27 protein-coding genes are annotated in these 21,142 nt (G+C 40.5%); 21 read left to right on the top strand and 6 right to left on the bottom strand.

What is annotated here, in order from left to right:
• Positions 1-155 precede the first annotated feature (155 nt).
• From FD723_RS44310 to FD723_RS38935, 4 genes are all read right to left on the bottom strand, one after another.
• A complete protein-coding gene (locus FD723_RS44310) occupies positions 156-461 on the bottom strand; it encodes a DUF3155 domain-containing protein (protein ID WP_179070492.1) in 306 nt (101 codons plus the stop codon).
• On the bottom strand, positions 430-762 hold the full coding sequence (locus FD723_RS38945) for a GIY-YIG nuclease family protein (protein ID WP_229484574.1): 333 nt from the start codon (positions 760-762) through the stop codon (positions 430-432). The genes FD723_RS44310 and FD723_RS38945 overlap by 32 nt, the downstream gene beginning before the upstream one ends.
• 54 nt (positions 763-816) lie before the next feature.
• Entirely contained in the window at positions 817-1,932 is a 1,116-nt protein-coding gene (locus tag FD723_RS38940; protein ID WP_179070491.1) for a hypothetical protein, read from the bottom strand.
• A gap of 72 nt (positions 1,933-2,004) precedes the next feature.
• Entirely contained in the window at positions 2,005-2,592 is a 588-nt protein-coding gene (locus FD723_RS38935; protein WP_179070490.1) for a hypothetical protein, read from the bottom strand.
• A 233-nt stretch (positions 2,593-2,825) separates the two neighbouring features.
• Here FD723_RS38935 and FD723_RS38930 point away from each other — a divergent pair, with 233 nt between their 5' ends.
• The 5 genes from FD723_RS38930 (at position 2,826) to FD723_RS38915 (ending at position 6,341) form a co-directional block, all read left to right on the top strand.
• A complete protein-coding gene (locus FD723_RS38930) occupies positions 2,826-3,860 on the top strand; it encodes a hypothetical protein (RefSeq protein ID WP_256875431.1) in 1,035 nt (344 codons plus the stop codon).
• A gap of 20 nt (positions 3,861-3,880) precedes the next feature.
• Positions 3,881-4,675 carry a hypothetical protein gene (locus tag FD723_RS38925; protein ID WP_179070489.1) on the top strand — a complete coding sequence of 265 codons (795 nt, stop codon included), beginning with the start codon at positions 3,881-3,883 and terminating at the stop codon, positions 4,673-4,675.
• Positions 4,676-4,689: 14 nt separating this feature from the next.
• Entirely contained in the window at positions 4,690-5,541 is an 852-nt protein-coding gene (locus FD723_RS38920; protein WP_179070488.1) for a hypothetical protein, read from the top strand.
• A gap of 204 nt (positions 5,542-5,745) precedes the next feature.
• On the top strand, positions 5,746-5,979 hold the full coding sequence (locus FD723_RS43715; RefSeq protein WP_256875438.1) for a DUF5674 family protein: 234 nt from the start codon (positions 5,746-5,748) through the stop codon (positions 5,977-5,979).
• On the top strand, positions 5,979-6,341 hold the full coding sequence (locus tag FD723_RS38915) for a hypothetical protein (protein WP_179070487.1): 363 nt from the start codon (positions 5,979-5,981) through the stop codon (positions 6,339-6,341). Before FD723_RS43715 ends, FD723_RS38915 begins: the two co-directional genes overlap by 1 nt.
• Positions 6,342-6,371: 30 nt before the next feature.
• Here the strand turns inward: FD723_RS38915 and FD723_RS43710 are convergent, their stop codons facing one another.
• On the bottom strand, positions 6,372-6,503 hold the full coding sequence (locus tag FD723_RS43710; RefSeq protein WP_256875430.1) for a hypothetical protein: 132 nt from the start codon (positions 6,501-6,503) through the stop codon (positions 6,372-6,374).
• 1,111 nt (positions 6,504-7,614) lie between these two features.
• Between FD723_RS43710 and FD723_RS38905 the strand changes: the two genes are divergently transcribed.
• From FD723_RS38905 to FD723_RS38835, 15 genes are all read left to right on the top strand, one after another.
• Positions 7,615-8,013 carry a hypothetical protein gene (locus FD723_RS38905; RefSeq protein WP_179070486.1) on the top strand — a complete coding sequence of 133 codons (399 nt, stop codon included), beginning with the start codon at positions 7,615-7,617 and terminating at the stop codon, positions 8,011-8,013.
• A 22-nt stretch (positions 8,014-8,035) separates the two neighbouring features.
• Positions 8,036-8,587 (top strand): hypothetical protein, encoded by a 552-nt coding sequence (locus FD723_RS38900; RefSeq protein WP_179070644.1) that lies wholly within the window; start codon positions 8,036-8,038, stop codon positions 8,585-8,587.
• 8 nt (positions 8,588-8,595) lie between these two features.
• Positions 8,596-8,856: a hypothetical protein gene (locus tag FD723_RS38895; RefSeq protein ID WP_039744742.1), complete on the top strand. Its 261-nt coding sequence runs from the start codon at positions 8,596-8,598 to the stop codon at positions 8,854-8,856.
• A 61-nt stretch (positions 8,857-8,917) separates the two neighbouring features.
• Entirely contained in the window at positions 8,918-9,136 is a 219-nt protein-coding gene (locus tag FD723_RS38890; RefSeq protein ID WP_011316696.1) for a hypothetical protein, read from the top strand.
• A gap of 10 nt (positions 9,137-9,146) precedes the next feature.
• Positions 9,147-9,989, top strand: a complete 843-nt coding sequence (locus FD723_RS38885; protein ID WP_179070485.1) for a phage terminase large subunit family protein — start codon at positions 9,147-9,149, stop codon at positions 9,987-9,989.
• A 4-nt stretch (positions 9,990-9,993) separates the two neighbouring features.
• Positions 9,994-10,563 (top strand): hypothetical protein, encoded by a 570-nt coding sequence (locus tag FD723_RS38880; RefSeq protein ID WP_179070484.1) that lies wholly within the window; start codon positions 9,994-9,996, stop codon positions 10,561-10,563.
• Positions 10,564-10,585: 22 nt separating this feature from the next.
• A complete protein-coding gene (locus tag FD723_RS38875) occupies positions 10,586-11,077 on the top strand; it encodes a hypothetical protein (RefSeq protein ID WP_179070483.1) in 492 nt (163 codons plus the stop codon).
• The gene (locus FD723_RS38870; RefSeq protein WP_179070482.1) at positions 11,077-11,418 is read left to right on the top strand and encodes a hypothetical protein; all 342 of its coding nucleotides are present in this window, start codon (positions 11,077-11,079) and stop codon (positions 11,416-11,418) included. Before FD723_RS38875 ends, FD723_RS38870 begins: the two co-directional genes overlap by 1 nt.
• Positions 11,419-11,422: 4 nt before the next feature.
• On the top strand, positions 11,423-12,073 hold the full coding sequence (locus FD723_RS38865; RefSeq protein ID WP_179070481.1) for a M23 family metallopeptidase: 651 nt from the start codon (positions 11,423-11,425) through the stop codon (positions 12,071-12,073).
• 26 nt (positions 12,074-12,099) lie between these two features.
• Positions 12,100-12,927 (top strand): lysozyme, encoded by an 828-nt coding sequence (locus FD723_RS38860; RefSeq protein WP_179070643.1) that lies wholly within the window; start codon positions 12,100-12,102, stop codon positions 12,925-12,927.
• Between the two features lie 9 nt (positions 12,928-12,936).
• Positions 12,937-15,117: a DNA translocase FtsK gene (locus FD723_RS38855; protein WP_179070642.1), complete on the top strand. Its 2,181-nt coding sequence runs from the start codon at positions 12,937-12,939 to the stop codon at positions 15,115-15,117.
• Entirely contained in the window at positions 15,107-15,565 is a 459-nt protein-coding gene (locus FD723_RS38850; protein WP_179070480.1) for a hypothetical protein, read from the top strand. The genes FD723_RS38855 and FD723_RS38850 overlap by 11 nt, the downstream gene beginning before the upstream one ends.
• A gap of 34 nt (positions 15,566-15,599) precedes the next feature.
• Positions 15,600-16,079 (top strand): ATP-binding protein, encoded by a 480-nt coding sequence (locus tag FD723_RS38845; RefSeq protein WP_179070479.1) that lies wholly within the window; start codon positions 15,600-15,602, stop codon positions 16,077-16,079.
• 270 nt (positions 16,080-16,349) lie between these two features.
• Positions 16,350-17,615 (top strand): hypothetical protein, encoded by a 1,266-nt coding sequence (locus FD723_RS38840; RefSeq protein ID WP_179070478.1) that lies wholly within the window; start codon positions 16,350-16,352, stop codon positions 17,613-17,615.
• A 272-nt stretch (positions 17,616-17,887) separates the two neighbouring features.
• Positions 17,888-18,394: a hypothetical protein gene (locus tag FD723_RS38835; protein ID WP_179070477.1), complete on the top strand. Its 507-nt coding sequence runs from the start codon at positions 17,888-17,890 to the stop codon at positions 18,392-18,394.
• 82 nt (positions 18,395-18,476) lie between these two features.
• Here FD723_RS38835 and FD723_RS38830 read toward each other — a convergent pair whose 3' ends face one another.
• Positions 18,477-18,932, bottom strand: coding sequence for a helix-turn-helix domain-containing protein (locus FD723_RS38830; RefSeq protein WP_179070476.1), 456 nt, complete (start codon positions 18,930-18,932; stop codon positions 18,477-18,479).
• Positions 18,933-19,453: 521 nt separating this feature from the next.
• On the opposite strand from FD723_RS38830, the gene FD723_RS38825 reads away from it, so the two are divergent.
• Positions 19,454-20,638 carry a hypothetical protein gene (locus FD723_RS38825; protein WP_179070475.1) on the top strand — a complete coding sequence of 395 codons (1,185 nt, stop codon included), beginning with the start codon at positions 19,454-19,456 and terminating at the stop codon, positions 20,636-20,638.
• Positions 20,639-21,142 lie beyond the last annotated feature (504 nt).

Below are 21,142 nucleotides of genomic sequence, written 5' to 3'. Positions count from 1 at the left end.
CAAGGATGTTGAGATGCATCTCTACTCCGTTATCTGGTGGTTTCAAAATGTCTTGTACAGATTAAATCTTTGTACTTATACTACTCTTGATTTTGGTTGCTAAGTTTTTAGCCTGCCATATTTGACAGGCTATAGTGATATTTATACTCCTTATTTTAACTAGCAATAGGCGCTATTTCAGGAGAGAATAGTTTGTGATTTTCGACAGCATATTTATAGCTAAACAGTCCATTGTTTGACAAGAAAAATTTATCTTCACTACCCGATATCTTGAGTACGGTGATAACACATGGGGATTGAATATTGTTATTGCGAATGAATTTCCTTGCAGTTGTACAGGTTTTCTCTTGATGGTTCTGTTGATAGCAACTAAAGCTTGTAACCTTTGATAGCAAAACTTTTCCACGTAATCTGCGTCTGAAATGGTATCTACCTAGTTTTTGTCGAATTCGTTTTGACATTTTGTACTCTCCTTAATAATTGTGCGTGGTTTTTATATCGCTTAAGTTGAATTTCAAGCTGACGGGCTTCTTGTTTACTTGAGGTCTTCCATACGTAGACAATTTTGAATTCGATGCCGCGTTCTATCGCAGCACGAGTAAATGCTGCTCCAGACCCTTGTAGATGCTGCTGAAATCTTTTCTTGAGGTTCGCGCATGAACCTAAGTAATAACGAGCTTGATGTTTCTCATTTCCGAGCGGACGAGATAGCTCAATCAGGTAGCAGCAAGGAATTGAGGGAATTTCTCCTGACAATTCCATATATGCTTTTTTGGGATTATTTTTAAGACTGAGGCGTTAGCTGATTGTGGTGGTTTATGTCGTTACACAGTTGAGCTTTTGTTGCTCTTGTACCCAAGTAATTACATTTGATTTACTAACGCTTACAGGCTTATTTTCACCCACGATAAATACTTGAAACCAGCCAGTTTCTAACTCATAGTAGTCAATGATTAAACCTGATTCTCTGGCTGTTTTTAGAGCTGATACTTCCTGGGGTAACAATCTTTCAATTTTTAACTGTTCTTCTGAAGAAAGCTGCTTCCAAACTTCATCTTTAACAGCCAAATGCCTGTATATAGCACTTCTTATTTGATAGTAACTGGTGGCTGATTTGAGTTTTTCTACAAGCATTGATACTTCTTCCCCAACTGGCTGCCGTTCTGTAGCGTTACTGGTGCTGGTTTGTTCGTTTTGTTTTAGTGTGGAGTTAACTTCTATAACTTTTTCTCTCTCTGTTGGGGATATTTCCTCTTGTGGTAACATTCCTGACTCAACCACAACCACTTCAGATTCAGCAGTCTCTTCTTGGGGCTGCTCTTTTTCTTGAGATTTGATTCTGGCGTGATAGTCTGCGATCGCTTCACGAAGAATTTGCTGTGGGAGTAGCCCATACCCATCAATTAATTCCTGTGTGAGTACCCCTGTTTGGTGGTCTTCCTCGTACTGAGGAGGGAATTGGCAATAGCGATCGCCTTTTGGAGTTCTGCGCCAGATTGATATCTGTTTTTGTTGTTCCTGTTTTTGTGTTTTAAGGAGTGCTTTCCTCTCTTCGATTAACTCCAGCACCAGTTCGCAGGTTAATCCTCCAATTGGGTAATCCTGTAGCTGACTAATGATTTGCTTGTATTGAAGAGAACACAGCCTAAGAAGTATTGTTACTGGAATTGGTGCTAGGTGTTGGGGACAAGTTGAAAAGTCTTGAAAATTTTCGGCTATTTTGAGCGCTCGTTTTTCCTCAGAGCTTCCTTTGTCCCAGCCGTATGTATCGAGCAAAATTCGGTATTCTTTCTTGCTATAGGTGGTTTTGTATTCATAGAGTAGGAAAGCGACGTGCAAATATTCCAGACTGCTGATTTCGATATGTGCGGTTGGATTCGGATCTAATTGATGCTTTTGGGAGTAAGGGATTGATGTGATAGTTGCTGGCATGATAAGATTCACTTCGCATTAATTTCGTTGGTCTTAAAAGACCACTTACCTATTTCAGTCAGCGCAAATAATTCAGGCTGCTTGTTTGTCCCAAGCTTTTGATGATTTGGAGATAGCAGCCAAGGCATAGCCCAAGGTGTACTTGTGAATTTTGGGCATTTTGTGAAACGACATATCCTGACCCCAATCTTGGACTGACTTGGTGCCAATATGTAATACTTGCGTGAGGGTTTTGACACAAGTTGCGCGAAAATTGGCGTGGGAAACTGTTTGCAGTATTTGCTGTTCAGTTAATTCTTCGAGGAGTATTTTTTCTAGAAAGGTTTGAGCATCTACTTCTGGTGCGTTGTATTCTCCTCTCAAGATGCTCTTTAGCTGGTCTGGCACGATTTCGGCAACGTGAATGTAAGCAAGTGCAAATTTGCAGCAGTTGGGTATCCCATCAAAGTTGAGATCGCTTCCCCACTTGCGAACTGTTGGTCTTTGTACACCTAAGACTGCACATAGTACAGTGATGCATTTTTTGCGGTATTGCGAGTCAGTTTCTTCCTCCAGCAGTTCTCCAGGGCTAAGTTCGGCTATACCGAAGCAGTAACGTAAGAATTGTCTGGGTTCTAAACCTTCTTTGGGTAAGTTTTTGAAGATTTCGCAGTATTTCATATTGGACTCGTGCAGAAATTTTGATTGAAACAGGTGTTTTTCTGCCATCTCAACTTTTTTGTGCTTTTGATTGAAGAATACCAAATCAACTAATTACGTATGTGTTTTATTTACATTTTTTAATTATTTAGCAGTGTAAAAATATTTTTACACTGCTAAATAGTTACGTTTGTTAACGATTTAGCATATAAAGGCTTCAAATATGCTTTGTGGTTCCGATAGACTGAAGTAACATGAGTAAACAACAGCCCGAACAAAACCCGAAGCTACCTCCGAAGCGTGGTCGTCCTGTAGATGCAGAGAAAGACCGCGTGACAGTTCATATTAGTGTTGAGATGCGGGGTCAAATTGAGAAGCTAATACCTGACATGGGTAAAAGTTTGTCAATGGTAGTTAGGAACTTGGTGAATTTAGGTTTAGAGCTTGTTGGTTTATCTCAAAAGGGACTTACTGCTCCTCGGTCAGGTAATTTAGAGGAGTGGCTTGCAAGTTATACGTCTTTGGGAACTGAGCTGCTTATTGCTTGTGAAACTCTAAATTTGTCAGCTCCAAAATCAGGACAAATAGCTATTTGGCTTTTAGACAAAATGGCTTTTGGGTCAAATGACCCTCAAATTATTAATGATGAAGAAGATACTGGTACAAAGCTTTTAGAAAGAATTCGTTTAGGAAAGAAACTGCAAACTTTTAGCCTTGAACAAGGGATAGAATTACCTCAAAATGAGGAATTTGCTACTTGGTTGGGGCAGTTATATGCTAATGCTGTTATTGGACAAGAGTTTGTAGCTGCTTGTCGGACGCTGGGTTGGCAACTGCCAGAGACAGGAAAACTACAGGAGTGGTTGCAGGATTTGGTGGTGCGATCGCGCAGCGTCTCCGCAGGAGAATCGCCCTTGGCGGCTCCTCAAGGAGCATCGCGCAGCGTCTCCGCAGTAGAATCGCAATTATCAAACGAGTTATTAGAAGAATGCGATCGATTGGGGATAGAGCCGCCAAAACCTGGTGAGGTTGTAGCGTGGCTACAAAATACCCGCCCTGCGGTATTTGAGCAGCCAATGCACGAACATAGGTTACCTTTTACGGATGATGGTTTGCCTTTAGGGGGGTCGCAACCTTTTTTGGAGCATTTACTTACACTAAATGCACCGCCAACTGAAGATGAGGAGTATGACATTGCTCATAGGTTTGGTGTAGACCCAGCTCATCTTAAGGATTTGATATCCCGCATGAGGTTTGACAAAAACGGACAGACCAATAATTGTCATTAATTTGCTGAGGGCATAAATGCATGGATGCCATTGAAGATTCTTCTGCGTTATGGGCTTTACTATGCAAGCCTGGATGGGAAATTAAACCCAATCCAGTAAAGCATCTACTCAAAATTAAAGCTCCTGACTACCAGGAAGCATTAATGCTTTATACCAACTATCGGAAATTTCTAGCAATGTGGGCGGCATCCCTCGATTGTACCTGTGCTTTGATTGGAATTCAGGGGATGCGTGGGTCTGCATTTAAAATTCTTGCAGCAACGCCAGCATCGCAGCAGAAGTTATACGAAGACTTGATTTTTGCGAGCTTACGAAAGTCGGTTAGTTGTGATTCAGAAAGACTAGTTGATCGGGAATTTGAGAATGATATCAGCAAGTATTCAGGGTTTTACATTGCTGAAACTTGTTTGCATCCTGAGCTTAGACCAATTGTTGATGAAATATTCTCAAACCCAGACAAGAAACTTGCCTTAACGCGAATGTCTGACAATTTGCAATTGATCGTGTCCGCATCAGCAGCACGGGCGATGAGTTCTGACTCACAAGATGTGGTGCGTCGCCGAACGACTGATTTTTGGCACGCTGGAGACTACGAATGTTTTTTGCGGATGTTCAAGCAAGATGGGGGAGCGGGGTTTGAAATTACTTACCAAGCAACAACCAATCTCCCAAAAATTAATCCTTTGGCACCGTGGGCGCGGTTTACTACAAGCTATCGGTTTTTTGAAATTGATGTTGGCGATCGCACAGAAGTGTACCGTTTGGGCGAAGGTAAAGATATCACCCTAATCAGTCGTCCCAAGGTTGTTTCATAATATAGCGAGGTTTTATGGCAGTAAGATTCCTAGAAAACAAGGGCAGTGGCAATATTCTAGAGATTAGTCGAGCTAGACTTTTGGAGCTTACCCCCAATGTTTATCCCCTGACTTGGGAAGCGATTCTTTCAGGTAATGGTGATAGTGCAGCTATCTTGGGTGCAGGTTTTGCCGAACGTGAAGTTTTTTTTGGTTTTGAGGGAGTTGACTTGACGCGCTACCAACTTCCGACAATCGACTGTTACGACATTGCTACTGAGCCGCCAGAAAAGTTTTTAGCTTTACGCAGCCAATACCCAAACCTACAGTTAAATTATTTTTGCGATCGCAATCTAGCAGAACTAGAACTGACAAAACTTTACGCTCCTAATAGCCTGCGGCTAGTTTCAGTTCATGGAGTATTAGATTACTTACAACCACATACGGTTACAAAAACATTACTTGATATCGTGAAGGTGCAGCCAGAGGTAATATCGATACGGTTATTTTTAATGGGCAACCCGTGGTCGCGGAATTTTGCGAGTATAGAGCAACTGGCGATGGAATTAGATTCAATAGAAATTACTACAAGTGGCTTAGTCGAGTCGATTGATTTTGATATATTTTGTCGTACAGGTGTTGTGCAATTAAATATTTTAGATCAGGATAAAATTGAACATAATTTGTTACCAAGTTACGGGGCATCTCATGTAATGCCTGATAAATTAGTTGGTTATTTAAATAGTCAAGGATATCAGCTTGTTGCAACTGATGTGTACTCACTTTCAAGTCAAGATTTACAAGGGTATGAGTCGCAGAATCACAACAGTAATAAAGATGTATCTTTAGATAATCCACATGGAATGTTGTTATTTTTAAAACGATAAAATACTCATTTGAATCGAGCTAATCAACGAAAATGAATCCGTCCACAAGGACAATTTATGAAATAATGTTGGTAATTAATATTGGCGACTGAGGTTAAGTAATTGATTCTGGTGATCCGCGATCGCGCGACAAAAGAGCAACTTGACGAAATGCTCAAAACCTGGGGAGTGTTTATAAAATTGGCAGTCGATATAGACAGATAAATTCTTGTTGGAGGCAGTCAACTTCATTATGAATGTGAAGAAGTTCTGCTGAAAGATGGTAGCAGACAAAAAGATATTTGGGGTGCTGATTGGTTTCCCTACACTCAAGAAGTAGGTTTTGAGTCGATTATCAACATCCGTCCCAGTCAAAACAATCGTACAATGGAAATTCAATCTCCTGAAATTCGAGAACAAGTAGCTCTAATTACTCGGCGATTGCTAGGAGGAATATAATGCCTGATTGGAGAGCAATTGAAGCGAGTTTTTTACGCCAACCTAAAGCAAACCGCTTAGGAGAGTTGGCAGCTAGTTTGGCGCGTATCAAATCCCGATGCCAAAATCCAGCTAACCAAGGCTTAGTTGCTGCTTTTATTGAGGAAAGTCTATTTTTTGTTGGGTTGATTATCCCAGATACAGATACCGAGAAGGTAGGGGAATTAAACCAACTACAAAGCCAGTTAAGGGAGTGGCAGCAAGACTGGTCAAATATTTGGGCAAGCCCAACAGAACGTGGAAATATCGCTGCTGTAGCCAGTAATTGGTCAGAGCAAGTGTTGAGTATGTCAGGTTTGTTATCTGAATCAATTACTGCCTAAAAAGAGGGCGTTGCTACTAGGTGTTCTGCGCTACTTGGCTGACGCTTCTCCTTTCTCTTCATTTAGACTTTCGCTACGGTAGGCTATTAACTGGCCGCTTTCATCTTGCACCATATATACTGCTTGGGGAAATACCTCCCGATGGGCTAGCGGAAGGGACATAATTTCTAAGATTTCGCCAGTATGCTTCTCAATTAGGGAAATCGAAGTTTGAGTGCTGCTTCTAATATTAATGTCTTTGTGGGGATAACCCCTCCCCCAAAGTTTTCCATTATTACTGAGAAAAATTTTGTTTTGTTGTAAAAGAGAATCTGCAACTGCGTCGGCTGCTTTTCCAAAACGAGTATTGAGTTCCTTTAAAGCAAGACTACATGTTGAAGAAGTAGAAGTTTTTAGTGAAAAAGTGAAAGCGTTAAAAAATCTAAGTATTTTTGAAAAAATATCCTTACAAGAGGAATACAGTTACATCAACTATGAGGGAAAGAAAAGCCTAACAAGCGCTGCTTATATCAGGTATCGTAGACCAATACTCAACTCCATTACAACAATTATCTCGTAATACCTATTATTGTCGCTTTAAATTAACAGCAGAAATTAAAAAAGATTTTCTAAGAATTGATTTTCAAGGTTATTTTACCAAAAATTTCACTCCTAAGAATCGCTCCTATTCCAATCCAATAAATGACTTTTGCCGCAACAAGAGCGTTGATTACCGCCTACTCTGGTATAAGAGAGAACTAGCATTATCGGGCTGGCCTCGGACTGAAATTCTATCACTTGAGTATACTCCCTTCATGCAGAAGTGGTTAAGCGAAGAAGGGGAGGAAATTTCTAGTCCCTATCCAGATGGTGATAAGTTTGAGGCGATCGCTGCTTCTTTGTACCCGATTTTACAGCAGTATTTTCAAGTTTGAATTGGTGCTTGCGCTACTCCAACCCCAACGAAGCAAGCAGAGGTAATTTCTCTTCTCTAGCGATTTCAACTCTGTTGAGTATATGTTTCTGTCACAGTGCTTTTTATCTATTAGTTATTTTTCAATATTTTTTAACTGATATATGCAAATGTGCTTGCATTGACCATAGGTAATATGTAATAAATGCAAATGTGAAGTTTAGCAGGAGATTAACGGTACTTTAGTTGTACTCAAGTTGAACTGTACTTGTACTAAATCTAAATAGGTTGTGAATTATTTTTTAATTCACAAGTGATTTGGTAAGTTGCTAGTTTAATTTGCTTTCAATTGATGTTGTCTTTCAGTTGGAATTGAGTTTGATGATATGTGAAAACGTTATCTACACCCAGAAAACACTTGCCGAAAGATACGGGATTTCCATTGCCGCTTTACAACGGTGGTATCCCTATGCCGGTATAGTTAAACCCCGAAAGCGGGGAGGATATTTTGATGCAACAACAGTCGAGATTGCGGATGTTTTCTACGTTGCTATCAAGATTCGGCGGCTGACTTGTGAGGAATATTTACAGCAGGTGATTCCTGCTGGTGGCTTAGATGCTTATTTGCAAAAAGTCAATGACGTAAGCCTTTATGATTTTTTGACTAAGCATATATCTGATGAAGAAAAACATAACCCGATTGTGCAAGCAGTAATTAGGAGAATTGAGCGAAATGAAGCATATCAACAAAGTGGCAGAGACTTTGCAGGTGTCGCCTGATGTAGTACGTACCTGCTGTCGGTTGTTAGATTTAGCTTTGCAGTCAAATGATACACTTGACGAAACAATTGAACAGCAATTAGTTCAACTTAAAGAGACAGCCTCTCGTGAAGGTATGTCCCTTGAAGAAGCTGCCCAGCACTTGATTGCAATGCGCGATCGCAAATCAGAAGTAGGCGAACATAAGTTCGACAAGCGGGAGTACATCAAACAGCGATTTGGCGTAGACCCAGAGCAAGCTTCGCCTGACAGCTTTGTAGGAATACTTTACCGAGATGCAGATAGGGGTATTCAATTAGGGGAATTACGCCATAAAGTGGTGCTTGAATCTTCGACACTTGCTCTAGAAGAATTTGTTTTTCATGGCAGCAGTTTACTTGGTGAAGGTGATACTTCCGTTCCGCCTGGTTACGATGAAGCGCAAGAGCGAATTAACTCGCGCATCGATAACGATTTTTTCGGCAAAGTGAACTGGGGGGAAGAGACTCATCCACTGTTAGTCGGTACATCGACACCGCAGCCGAGACAGTTGAAGTCCTCGCAGCCGAAAACCGCGCAATCTCCGAAGAAATAGTAGCTCAAATGCTACCCATCTGCTATCAAATACGGGATGAGAGTTTACTCAACTTGAGAAAGACATCTACCCAAGCAGTTGGTATAAATTTGCTTTCGGTAGTAGCTGGGACTGTGATTGGGACGTGGGTAGCAGTCCCCCCAACTCAAGAGAGACAGGAAATTCCGAGTATTCAACCAATTTTGATTGGTGTGGGTATAGGTGAATTAGTTGGCTTGATTCTGGCACTAGTAATAATTTGGTTTACCAGGGACGAACAAAAAACCTAATCAACTTTTCTCTCATCAAGGGAATTACTCATTTTAGTCGCATTATTGCCAGGGAGCAGGTATGAGTGCAGCATTTGACTTTTTGGTTAACACGGCAGGTGGTTTGTTGATGAACCTGGGTGTTTCTGGGATGGTGGGACAACTGTTGGGAGTGGGGGCGACCCTTGCCTTGCATCCTCTGTTGCTACTTACCGGCATAGTTGTCGGTGGTGCAGGAATTGCGATCGCACGAGAGTTAAACAAGCGCCCTCAGTTGCAGTTGGTTGTTGATAATACATGAGGGGTAAATTATGTTTACTCCTACACCTGTGCGAAATAAACAGCCAAGTCGCAGAAAGAAAAAGGTAAATGTTACCCTGTGGACGGTTTGTTCAACTGTTAGTGCGCTGTCTGTTATAGGGGCGGTTGCATTGATGGTTGGATGGAAGCAACAAGTTCCAGGTAATCAAATATCGGAGGTACAACAGGTAAAGGCGCAAGTTTCCCAAATTCGGGAAGTGTACTTAGAAAAGCTTTCCCGTACTGACTACAATATAGACCATCTTTCCAGTTACTCCTCAGTAGAGGGTGCGCCTACTCTTACGGGCTGGCGACAGTTGGCGGCGGCATTGTGGGGACAGCAATTGCGGGGTGAAATATCCAGGATGCAAGCTAATGAGAAATCTGGGTTTTATCGCCTTCACTATATGCCGGCACTGGAGATAGTTAAGTTCAACTCTCTGGATGTTTTACTAGAAGCGGCTTCTGGAAATAATAGTTTTTACTGGGGATACCGCAAAACCGATGGTACGAAAGTTGAGGAGAAGATACCAACCGGGGCGGCTGCTGTTTTGATCTTGGGTAAATTAGAGGCGATTGATTACGCTCAAAACTTGGAATCTCAACCATCAGTTGATCTGAATCAAATGCTAATTCAGATTAGGAATGCTCAAGAACCATATTCTCTTGCACAGGCGCAGCTGTTACGAGCGCGGGGGTATTTAGACCCAGTAGAGCAGATGGCACAGGTGGCAGACATCCGCGAGAGAATACGCCAACGGGAGGAGGAAAGGCGGATGTATATCCAACAAATGAAGAAGCAATTACCTCAGCCAGTTCCTAATAAACAGCCTGTTAATAAATCGAGGGGGTGATGTCATGTATGCCAAGTTTGCTGCTGCGATAATTTGCATAGCTTTGTGTTCGCTCAATGTTGTAGCGGCAGTCAAACGTACCCCTATTCGTACTACCCTTGAAGGTTCAACTCGCACGACAGTCGAGATGATGCCATCTCCCAATTCAGGAGTGCATTGGATGAGTGCAGTTATATTTCTGGCTGGATTTGCTTGTTTTTTGGGCTGGGGAATTTCTGACTATAACAATGCAGTTGAAGAAACAGATGAAGTGTCTGATAACTTCCTTAATCCCGGCAATCAACAACTTCATGTTGGTGTTTCTGATACTGATATTCAACCTTCTTTAATCCCCCCGGTTTCACCTACTCCTGGGATGAGATTAAATAGCGAGTTCTCTGCTAAGAATGTAGTCCAATTTTCTCCTCGTTCTAGTGTTTCTGGGTTAGGGCGAGTACATAGTAGTCAGTTTGTTGAAGATGGAGTGCAAAATCAACCTGGAATGTTATCTCCAGAAGAGTTTTACGCCCAACTTCAGGATGAAGATTTTTGGGAAGATACTAACTCCCAGGTAAATGATAAACCCGCCAGCTAGTTACTTAATTTGAGGTCATATTATGAGCAGAAATCAGCGCCGCAACTTTGATGTTGATTATTCTGAAGGTGGAGCAATTGTGCCTGCAAACCGTTTGCAAAATATGTTGCAGCAGGTACAGCAACAAGGAGGAATAGTAAATCAGCAACCTAACATTTCTCCCATGACTACTTATGAGACTCAGCCAGTAGAAGTTAGGTATATCAATGCACCTACTTCCTATAAGCCGAGGGTTCCTCAGATAGAGATTCCCTACATCGAGACTTGGAAAGCACATCGGCTGCATCCGCAAAACCCCTGGAGATTTGGCTGGTATCCAGTATATTTTTTATCGGATGTAATTAAATCTCCTGTGGGTGTGGCTGGTGTGGGAGTGTGGTTATTAATAATGCTGTTGAATTTTTTCCTAAATGGCAGTTATACCGGGCCGGGGTATGCGTCTGGGAAGAAGATTGAAGTTGTACCCAAGGAAGTTCCCTCTTTTGCCCTGCCTGTGGTTAAGCAATTGGAATAATGTTGGTAAAGGCAATTTTTTGGTTCGTATTGCTGGTATGGATTGCAGATATTTTACAACCGGGATATTTGCAGTTTTATAACTGGCTTAGTGCTGTGGCATTGGTACAAAAGCTTCAGTTTTCATCGCCGACTGTTGTCCCTACCGCTGCACCCGGTGTGAATATATCTTCTACTCCTGTTCCTAAACGCTATTCTCCTCAACTAAGGGAACCTGCAACATCCGGGGATGGCCTAAATTCTCCTGATTGCCGTGTAGCTAGGAATGATTTTGAGGAGGTATTGAGTACTGCAAAGATTGGTTGTTGGCAGGTTGCTCCTGCTAATACAAGAAGGCGTTGAGGCAATGCGAATAATCTTTGAAACTGACGGTGGTAAGGAGGTTAGGAATTCAACTGTAACTAGTTTGGATGAGACAGCCGATACTAGTTCGAGTGCAAATTGGAGATATGCGATCGCAACCTCAGTTTTAATTGCAGCTATGGTCATTCCCCAGGTTTCTGGGTGGGTTGAATCTCAGCTATTAGTTAAATCTCTCCAAGGTCTAATACTACCAAAAACTATTGGTAGTAATAAGGTTTTAAATAATCGTCGAATTGCCTTTCCTACTGCGGTTGGTACTCTTATTACCTCAGAGTTTGGTTGGCGAACACACCCCATTACGGGCAAACGCAAGTTTCACGCGGGGATTGATTTTGGTGCAGCAAAGGGTACGCCAATTTATGCGATTGATGCTGGTCGAGTAGTTTTTGCAGGCGACAAGGGTGGTTATGGCAAAGCGGCTGTTATTCACCATCAGGGAAGTTTATCTACTCTGTACGGTCATGCCAGTCATCTGTATGTACAGCAGGGACAACAAGTTGTGCGTGGGCAGATGATTGCAGCAGTAGGTAGTACGGGCTTTTCAACGGGGCCGCATTTGCATTTTGAAGTTCACGTTAATGGTGTAACACAGAACCCCCGTCCTTATTTACACGAATATTTAGCAACCCGTTGAAAGTTATTTAGCTATTGGCAAAAGAAATGCAAATTGTACCGATTTTTATATCAGGTGTAGTTGGTGCAGCCTGCTCTGTTGCATTTTCTTACGGAGTAGCTTCACTGCCATGTGGATTGGTATCAAAGGGTGCGGATACTGTTTGTCAGGTACGTAGCTTTGGTAAGGCACTTGATAGTTGGAAATTTGGGTTTATTGTTGGTGGTTTGGTTGGGTTTATTTTGAGTCCTCGCCATCAATTTATATCCCGTTTTAAACCCATTCATCTGTCAACGACTTCCTTGATTACTTTGGGTATTTATTTCTCAATTTCTCAAAGTACTGGTGTTTCTTCAGGGTCGTCAAATAGTTTAACAGGAAGAGTTAGTACAAGTTCTTACTCACCACATCCTGATTCTCCACGGTTGAGTGCTTTTTTAGCGACAATTCGTTGGGCAGAAACAGGAACTAGTGAGACAGAAAGTTATCGCAAGTTAGTATTTAACGGAACTTTTAATAATTTTTCTACACACCCGTTAAAGAAACAGTGCGCTCCTATTAATGGTAAAAATATTTGTTCAACTGCGGCTGGTGCTTATCAAATGTTGGATAAAAGTTGGTATGATCTTCAGCCAAAATTAAACTTAAAGGATTTTAGCCCAGCTTCTCAGGACAAGATGGCAATTGAATATATTCGTCGTAATAATGCGTTAAGTGATGTTGAAGCAGGAAGGTTTGATACTGCGATATGCAAAGTAGGTAGGGTATGGGCCAGTCTTATTTGCAACTCGTACAATCAAAACCCAAAATCTTTAGCGCAGTTGAGAATTTACTATCAGCAGCAATTACAAAAATTTGAAATTTCTAGGAGGTAAAAATCAGTGATGTTATTACCATACAATAACACTAATGGTAATATTGAAGTTCAAAAACAACAGCTTTTGACTGCAATTGTGCAGGCAAAACAAGATGGTTTGGGCAATGAAGAGATTATAGATAATGTACGGGAGACTTTACCTGATGTAATGGTTTCTTATGCTGAAACTGTTTTAAAGCAGATTGACTTTAGAGCAAAATTATCACGTCAGGTTATAGAATTTAATTTAGAATTTTTATTTCAGGTAATATACGAATCAGTAATTGCAGGTACAAATGATGATGAAATATTATCAATATGTGCAGAAAACTGTACTTTAAACCAATATGAATTTGTACGTTATGCTCTTGAATATATTCATCTCAATCGGATGCCATCGCAGTGGGAGCAAAATAACGTATATTATAAAATGATTGAGATAGTTAACATATCACCAATTGAATCTTTATTTGAATACATTGAATCAATCAAAAATATTTATCTTAAGCAAATTGGATATGAAGTAGTTCAAGAGAATCTTTATGATTTATTTTTAAGCAATAAAGAAACTAGTTATTTTACTGATTTAGCTAATAAATCTAGAGATAAATGCATTAAAAACTATTGTTACCGAACGGCAGTGCTTGTTGCGCGTGCCACAGGTAAGCCATTAGATTTAAAACTGACAGGTGATGGCTCAATTATTTTAAAAGAGCCTAAATATTTAGATAGAAATACTGGTGCAAATGAGATTGCTACTTCACAAAATTTAACTATGTTACAGGCAGGGAAGTTATTAGTTGATACGTTAGAAGATTTTAATATTAATGCTAAGTATGTTGATGCCAAAAATGGCCCTACTTTTAACCGTATTAGGGTAAAACTGGGACGGGGTGTTAGTTACAAGAAAGTAGAAGACATAGGTAATGACTTAGTGCAGCAGCTTGGTGAAGAGTTAGGCTTGAAATTTGCACCAATGGTGAGTGTAGTGCCTGGAGGAGTTGTATTTGACATACCTCGGTTAGATAGACAATTTGCTTATTTCCGCGATCATTTTACTTTTGACAGTGAACCTGACATTCATTCGGTATCCATCCCCGGTGGTATTGATGTTGATGGCACCTATGTTGAAATTCAACTTTATAGCGACAACGTGACCCATATCCTGGGTGGTGGACGGACGCGGGGTGGGAAGTCGCAGTTTGAGAAAGCAGCAATCTTATATTTAGTACGACGATATCCCCCTTCGGTTGTTCGATTAGCGCTTTCGGATGTTAAGCGCGTGACCTTTGGTAAATTTGATGGGCTACCCCATCTCGTTGCACCAGTTGCGCGTGATGCAGAGGCGACTGCTAACTTGCTTGATTACTTGGTTGAAGAAATGGAATTGCGATATCAGGAATTTGAGCGCCACAGCAGCATCGAAACGATCGCACAGTACAACTTGCGGTTTGCACCTAATTTTGTCATGCCGCGAGTGATCTGTCTGATTGACGAGTGTTTTGATCTACTTTCCGATGATAATTACTGCGATCGCATTGAGACTGCGTTGATGAAGTTGCTTGCAAAAGCTGGTGGTGCAGGGATTCACGTACTTTTGTACACCCAACGACCTGATAAGAACGTGATAGACCCGTTGATTCGCTCAAATTTTCCAGCCAAGACAGCCTTTGTTACGACTCGCCCTGAAGACAGTTGTATTATCCTTGGGGACGATAAAGACAAACGTGCGGTTTATTTACTGGGATACGGAGACTTCTTGTACAAGACAACTGAGGTGCTGCGACTCCAGGCGCTTTATGTAGCTGACGATGAAGACCCTGAATACTTCCAGCAATTACTCCTAGAAGCTAAAAATCAAAACGACCCCTACACAGCTTGGCAGTCTGGGTTAGACTTTGATGAATTTGTCGCTAGTTTGTACGGCGAGCGCAATAGTAAGGACATAGGTAAATCTAAAACTACTGCTGTTACTAAAACTAAACAGTCCAAAACTGATTTTGAGGGCAGTTTTAACTTTAAGGTACAGCTTGACGAGGAAGCAAGAAACTCAATTTTGAATTTGCATCAAAAGGGTTATCAACTTGATGAAATTGTCAAAGCGGTATTCAATTTATCCCGTCAAGATGGTAGATCGTACAAGAAATTTAGAAATGTTGTTGAGGATTTTTTAAATAGCTTGAAAGGTGGCGGTGAAGATGATATTTGAACTGACCATGCCTTTACCCCCTTGTATGAACGAAATTATCAACCAGGCACGGTCGAGTTGGCAAGCTAGTGCTGAACTTAAGAAGTACTGGACAAACTTAATTGGTGAATTTGTTAGAGAATGTGATTTTTGTTTGGATAGTAAAGTTTGGATTGAGTTCCATTGGTATCTCAAAAATTTTGCACGAGATAGTGATAATGTAGCTGCGTCCGCTAAATTTATCATGGATGGGCTAGTTACAGGACGAGCAATTCGTAACGATAACCTGACAGTTATCCAATCACCTGTAGTTCATTATTATCATCGCAGTAGTGGTGATGATGGTGTGCTTTTGAGACTTTCACAATCACCTGATTTTCTGTTAGATAATTTTATTGTATCTAACCAATTTTCCCGAAACAGCTTAGAAAAGCATAGTCAAAAAATCACATATTTAGTGTCAATTTAACTTATGAAGATATTGGATTTAAAGGATGACGATAATGTTACGTTATAAAGACTACCGTCAGTTAATCGATAAGGTAAATGCAGGCAAGAATATTAACCTATGGGGCAAGCCAAATATTGGTAAGACTCTTACTGTTAAAAACTGTTTACTCAAGGATATTAACTTAGAGTCTGTTTACCTCAATCTTGAATATCCTTTTAGTGTGGATTATCTATTCAACGTTATTCCTATTAGTTTCAGTTTTTACTACCAGCAAGATTGGCAAAATATCATAAGCAAATTATCTGATGGTTATAATAGGCTGCTGGTGATAGATAATTTTGATAGATTACACTTTGTTAGCGATACTTTTAGCAACGACTTATTTCGATTACAACAGTTAGCTCAATTAGAAAATTTTTCTTTAATATTAATATCTCGGATGCCGCTAGAATATTTCCATTTTTCAGGTTTTGCTAACTATTTTGAAAAATTGGAATTGAACGAAACTAATACTTGGACTTTTGGACAGTAGATATATTGTTTGTAAATATCGTTTTTGGTGATATTTTACTCCGGGTAGAGTGTTGTTTTAAGCAATAAAGCAAGTTCGACTCTTGCTATCACTATTGAGGATGAAACTACTGCCGATACTGAAAATTAACCAGTACGAATCTATTAAATAGTTTTGGAATTGTTAATAGAGTAAGGGGTAGGTTAGTAGTGTAGTTCTCAGTAAATCCCAATCCGTGCCGGGGCGAGAGTAATTAAAAACCTTGTGACCTGCATTTTGGAGGGATGAATTATGTTGAAGAAGTTTGCGTTTAATTACTTGAGAAACATTAATGCTGCTTTTGGAATGGTGTCTTTGACTGCTATTGGTTTGGGCGCTATAGCAACTTTTTCTGGTTTGGGTTTATTGTACTTAGCTAGGGGCGGATTCCCAATTGTTGAGAAAGAACGCTTTGAACAAATTGCCTCTACCGGCATTGGTGCTATTGTATTGGGCTTTACCGGAATTATTTTTGCTTCCTTGGGCGGTGCTTTTTTAAGTGTTGTTGAAGAATGGGAGGAAACTAATTCTAGGATAGAACCTGCAAAAATAGCTGACATAAAACCGCTTGTATTTACAAAAACTGAGAGCTTTGAAAAATCTGATGGCGTGCCTTTTATTTACACCTATACGGTAATAAATTTTGAGGGACATTCTGATTTTAAGGGCTTGGTTGTTTGCAGATTTGAGGAAGAACCGTATCGTAAATTGGTACTTTACGAGGAATTACGTTCTCACCACATTGACGACTTGATAGTAATCTATGATGAAATTGATCCAGACAAATTAATTGGACAAACCTTTTCCTCATATAAGCCTTTACCTTGTGAGGCTTTAGAGGAGCATTTAGATATACACCGACGCTATGTTAATGCAGTTAATAGCGAAGAATTTACTTCTTGCTATTTGCAAGTGTGTGCTGGGTGTAAGTTACTGCACGGTGCCAATAATATTGTTTGTGGCATTCATTCATACGGATGGTTTGAAGATGGTTGCTGTCCAGATAAGCAATGGGATGAACGTAAGGCGTTGTTTCCATTTGAGGATGATGCTGTTATCGAAAACTTAAATAGAGAAATATCGTCCAATCAGGCGAATATTTGCAAGTTTTACGGCGACCTTATTTTGTGGGATGAATACGCTAATCGTAGGTTTTCTTTTTCTTATTCCGGTATCTTGCTAAAACATTCTGATAGACTGCTTGAGCTTGGTACGGAAGCGAGACTTCTTTCTTACATCCAGTATTTCCGCACTCGAAATGTAGTGGTCTTTGACTACGTAGCATCAGGGCGAGTTTTGGAGTTTGCGAAGGAACTTAAGGGTATAGCCCAAATAGAGGTTGATGGTGATGAAATATCTATCTTTTTTGATATATATGCGTCCTGTCATCGCTTTCGCCGTGATGGTGTAGCGCTGCATCCTTACTCAACTTTTCTTCCCCAAGAACTCAAATATAACTACAACTTGGTTAGTTACGTCAACTACCTTAAGAGTAAAAAATCTGGAGTGCTGGGATGAATAAGGAAGTTTCTAAAAGCTGCGGGTGCAAGTCGGAAAAATCGCATTTTTGCAATTTCTGTATCTTGGATTGGTAATTTCTAAAATTCAACAACTGCAAATTTTGGAAAACTTGGTTCGTCTAATTGCTTAAAGGCAATTTACCCTCCTTCCTCCTGCTGGTGGATGGGATACGTATAAAAGCTTTCACTCAGTACGGGGGGTTCCCCTCCGCTACTGGGTGGCAAGCCGCTACAACGCCGCCCATCAGTAATTCATGGAGGAATCACATTATGTCTGCTTTTGCGATATCACCTTTTGTGCAATCTGTTAACGATGTTTTGTTTCCAATCGAGTTGTTTTTGACTATCTTCCCAATCTTGTACGTGATTTTTGTCCCTGCTCAATCAGCATCACTTCAAGTTAGTGATAGCGCTGCGGTGATTTCTGAAGAGTCGTCAGTTTTGCAAACTCAGGGGGATTTGACTGTTGTTGGCGGTGTTTCTGATGAGGAAGAATTTTCTGAACCAGAATCTTCGATTATTGAAACTGCACCGCTAGTTGTTGAAACTAAGATTGCGGATCAAGCTAGACAACTTGTGCTAGTAGACGTTACGGAAGAGAGGAAGAAGCTTTTGGATTTAGGTGCGCGGAAACTGCGACAGTTCTGCAAAGAACGCCAGATTCAAGGCTATTCTACCGTCTACAACCGTAAAAAACTCGATGGACTCGTTGATTTTCTGATCGCACAACAAGTGACTTCTGCTCAAGTGGTCGAGTTTGTGGAAATGCTTGCTTAGAGTTTGATGAAAAGCCTCGGTAAAAACTGGGATTTCAAAACTACTTCCTTGAGATAGGATGGTGTTTGCTTGATAATTCTTTCTATTGAGGTTGAGCTTCCAAGATGCGTCCTATACTTCTTGGCGATAATGTCGGTAATCCCCTCCGAGTAGCTTCCTCAGCTACCTGCGTATGGTAATGGTGCTTTGAACGACTGGGTTTTCGGTTCTTGCTCCATTCGCTGATTTCGACGATTTTGCTCGCCTCTGTACTTTTGCACTTCTTAGGTCTGCCTACGTTGACACCTAAAACCTCGTTAGCTTTTGCGATCGCCGACTCCTGGGTTTCTGACAAGATGGTACTTGATGTCCATCTTTTCTTCCACTTTGCTATTGAGTTTTCGGTTACGCCAATCTCTTGGGCTAAGGCTACATATTTTTTACCTTCGTTTAGCCCTAGCAAAATTTTCGCTCTTTTGCTAACTTCATCGCTGCTGGTTGCTGCTATGTGTTCTAGTGCTTGTTTTTCAATAGAATTTAATATCTGAAGACGAGGCATCTAAAAATTTACCCCTCTTTACTGTACAATTTTGCCAAATGCAATGAAGCCTGATATACTTTTTTTGTAGAGTTCATTTTTCCTAAAGATTCACTCAAGGCCCTGGTGCAAACAGGGCTTTGAGGAAAAAACAAGCCCACCTGTTACTAGAACAGGACGGAATTTTGTTTTGTCAATTTAGTTATCTAGAGCCATCATATCATGAGTTTACACAGTTTTACAAATCTTTCTTTAGATAGATGCTTTTTTTCTCAATACCAGTTCGTTAAATATCTCTTCGGTCGTATTAGTTGTCAATGGGTTGGGAATAATAGTTACTGCGCGAGAAAATCTCTCAAAGAGAATTTTCTGGTAGGTAATCTTTGGTATTTACAAGAATTAATTATTTTTTAAAATAATCACTTTTCCCAAGGGATAGAAGTGCTGCAAATGTTGCTGTATAAGCTTTTCCTGCTTGAGTGTTGGGATTTTCAAGATTGAAATTATCTTTTGAGTGACAATTTGTGAACCGGAGTATAAATATGTCTCTTGTGCAGAATCCGGCAATTGTATATATTTCGCCTGCGGAGTTGGTTGTTCATCCGAAGCTGATAGAAATATATGGTGAGAATGAGGAACGTCCAGCTTTGGAAAAAAGTATCTCGGAAAAAGGGATTCTTGAATCTTTAAAGGTATCTGCACGTACTGGTGTAAATGTCGTCTTAGCAGGTAAGTGTCGCTTGCAGATAGCTCGCCAGTTAGGGATTTCCATTGTGAAAGTGGAATTTGTCGAGTCTGGTTCGCCTGAAGAAGATTTGAAACTAGTGCTTGACTTTAATCTTCATCGCGAAGGCGGGAAGACTCATTACCAGAAATTTCACGAGGGGCAGTACTGGGAGAGTGTACTTCGTCCCCAAGCGAAAGAAAGACAAAGGGAGAGCGCTCGTCGTTTGAATGAATCGAAGTGTTCAAATTTGAATCATTCGATAAATGAGAGTAAGTCTCAATTAAAGAAGGGTAAGCCTGTGATTCGAGAGGTTTCGGAGAATCTAAATATAAGTGTTGGTAGTTATCACAAGGGTAAGAAAGTTTTTGAGTTGATTTCTCAATTACGAGAACTGGAAAAATTTAAGGCAGTTGTTGCACTGGAGATGGAATTTAACCGGAGTATTGATGCAGCGTACAAGTTTGTTTGCAATCAGGATATCTGTTACCAAGTGATAGACCTTCTGGAAGCAGATGAGATAGGTAGTATAGGCGATGGTATTGCTTGGATACGGAGTGGCGATCGCAATCCGTTTCGACGTTTCCAGCTTGACCAAGTATATCAATTCAAGAAGAGACTGCGGCCCGAGTTGGAAATTGTGGGACGGGTTATTGGTATAACTAATGAGTTTGTTGTGTTTGGATTGAGGAATTTAGTGAATATGAGCCTAGAAATTGTAAATCTACGTCCGCGACAAATTGATGCAGAATTGCAGGATGAACCATCTGCATCACAGAGGAAGAGAATATTTCACTTAATGCAAAAGTTTAGTGATGTTTTCCCAGTTCAAGTGTCTTTGGCGGAGTTATTGAAACTTCCGAATTTAACTGATAAAGAGGAGGTTTTATTGCGGATGTATGAGTCTGACGTATTTGAAAAAACTTGGGAGGATTATAAGACCCAAATGAAAGCAATGGAAGTATCTACAAATAGAAAAAAGGATAATATTCGTGCTGCATAGGTAGCTGTGGGCTGCTAATTTAGTAGAGAATTTGTCCCACAATTTAACATTACTTACTAGGTTAGCATCTCAATACTGATTGCAGTACGAGTTAACTTTTTTGGGTGCTGAACTCGTATAAAGATATTTGACTGTTTTTTGTTTTTTAACTCGGTGGCGGAGTACGAGTAATTTCGTCTTCACCAGTTGTACTAACAAGAGCCAATGTGAGGTGACACTTGTGAGTGTTACTAGCTTTGCATTGTTATCCCGAAACTCTTTTGTCGATTTAGTGACAACTTCACTAGTACAGGTCGGCGTAAATAAACCACCCATTGTAAATCAATGAAACGCTTACGCTGTATACCTTTTTGAATTTTTAATTCCGCCTTGCGGTACTAGAACTGCCTCATTTAAATAATTACCAAAAAAAAGTTGGGTAGTCGCATTGTTGTTGGTGAAGCGTGTTGGACTAAATCTTAGCCTAAGCCTACGTATGTCTAAGCCTAAACAAGTATAAACCTT

Origin of the sequence: Nostoc sp. C052 (genome assembly GCF_013393905.1) — a bacterium.
Taxonomy (GTDB): domain Bacteria; phylum Cyanobacteriota; class Cyanobacteriia; order Cyanobacteriales; family Nostocaceae; genus Nostoc.
The sequence above is the reverse complement of the archived record's forward strand: the minus strand, read 5'-3'. Positions and strand labels throughout refer to the sequence as shown.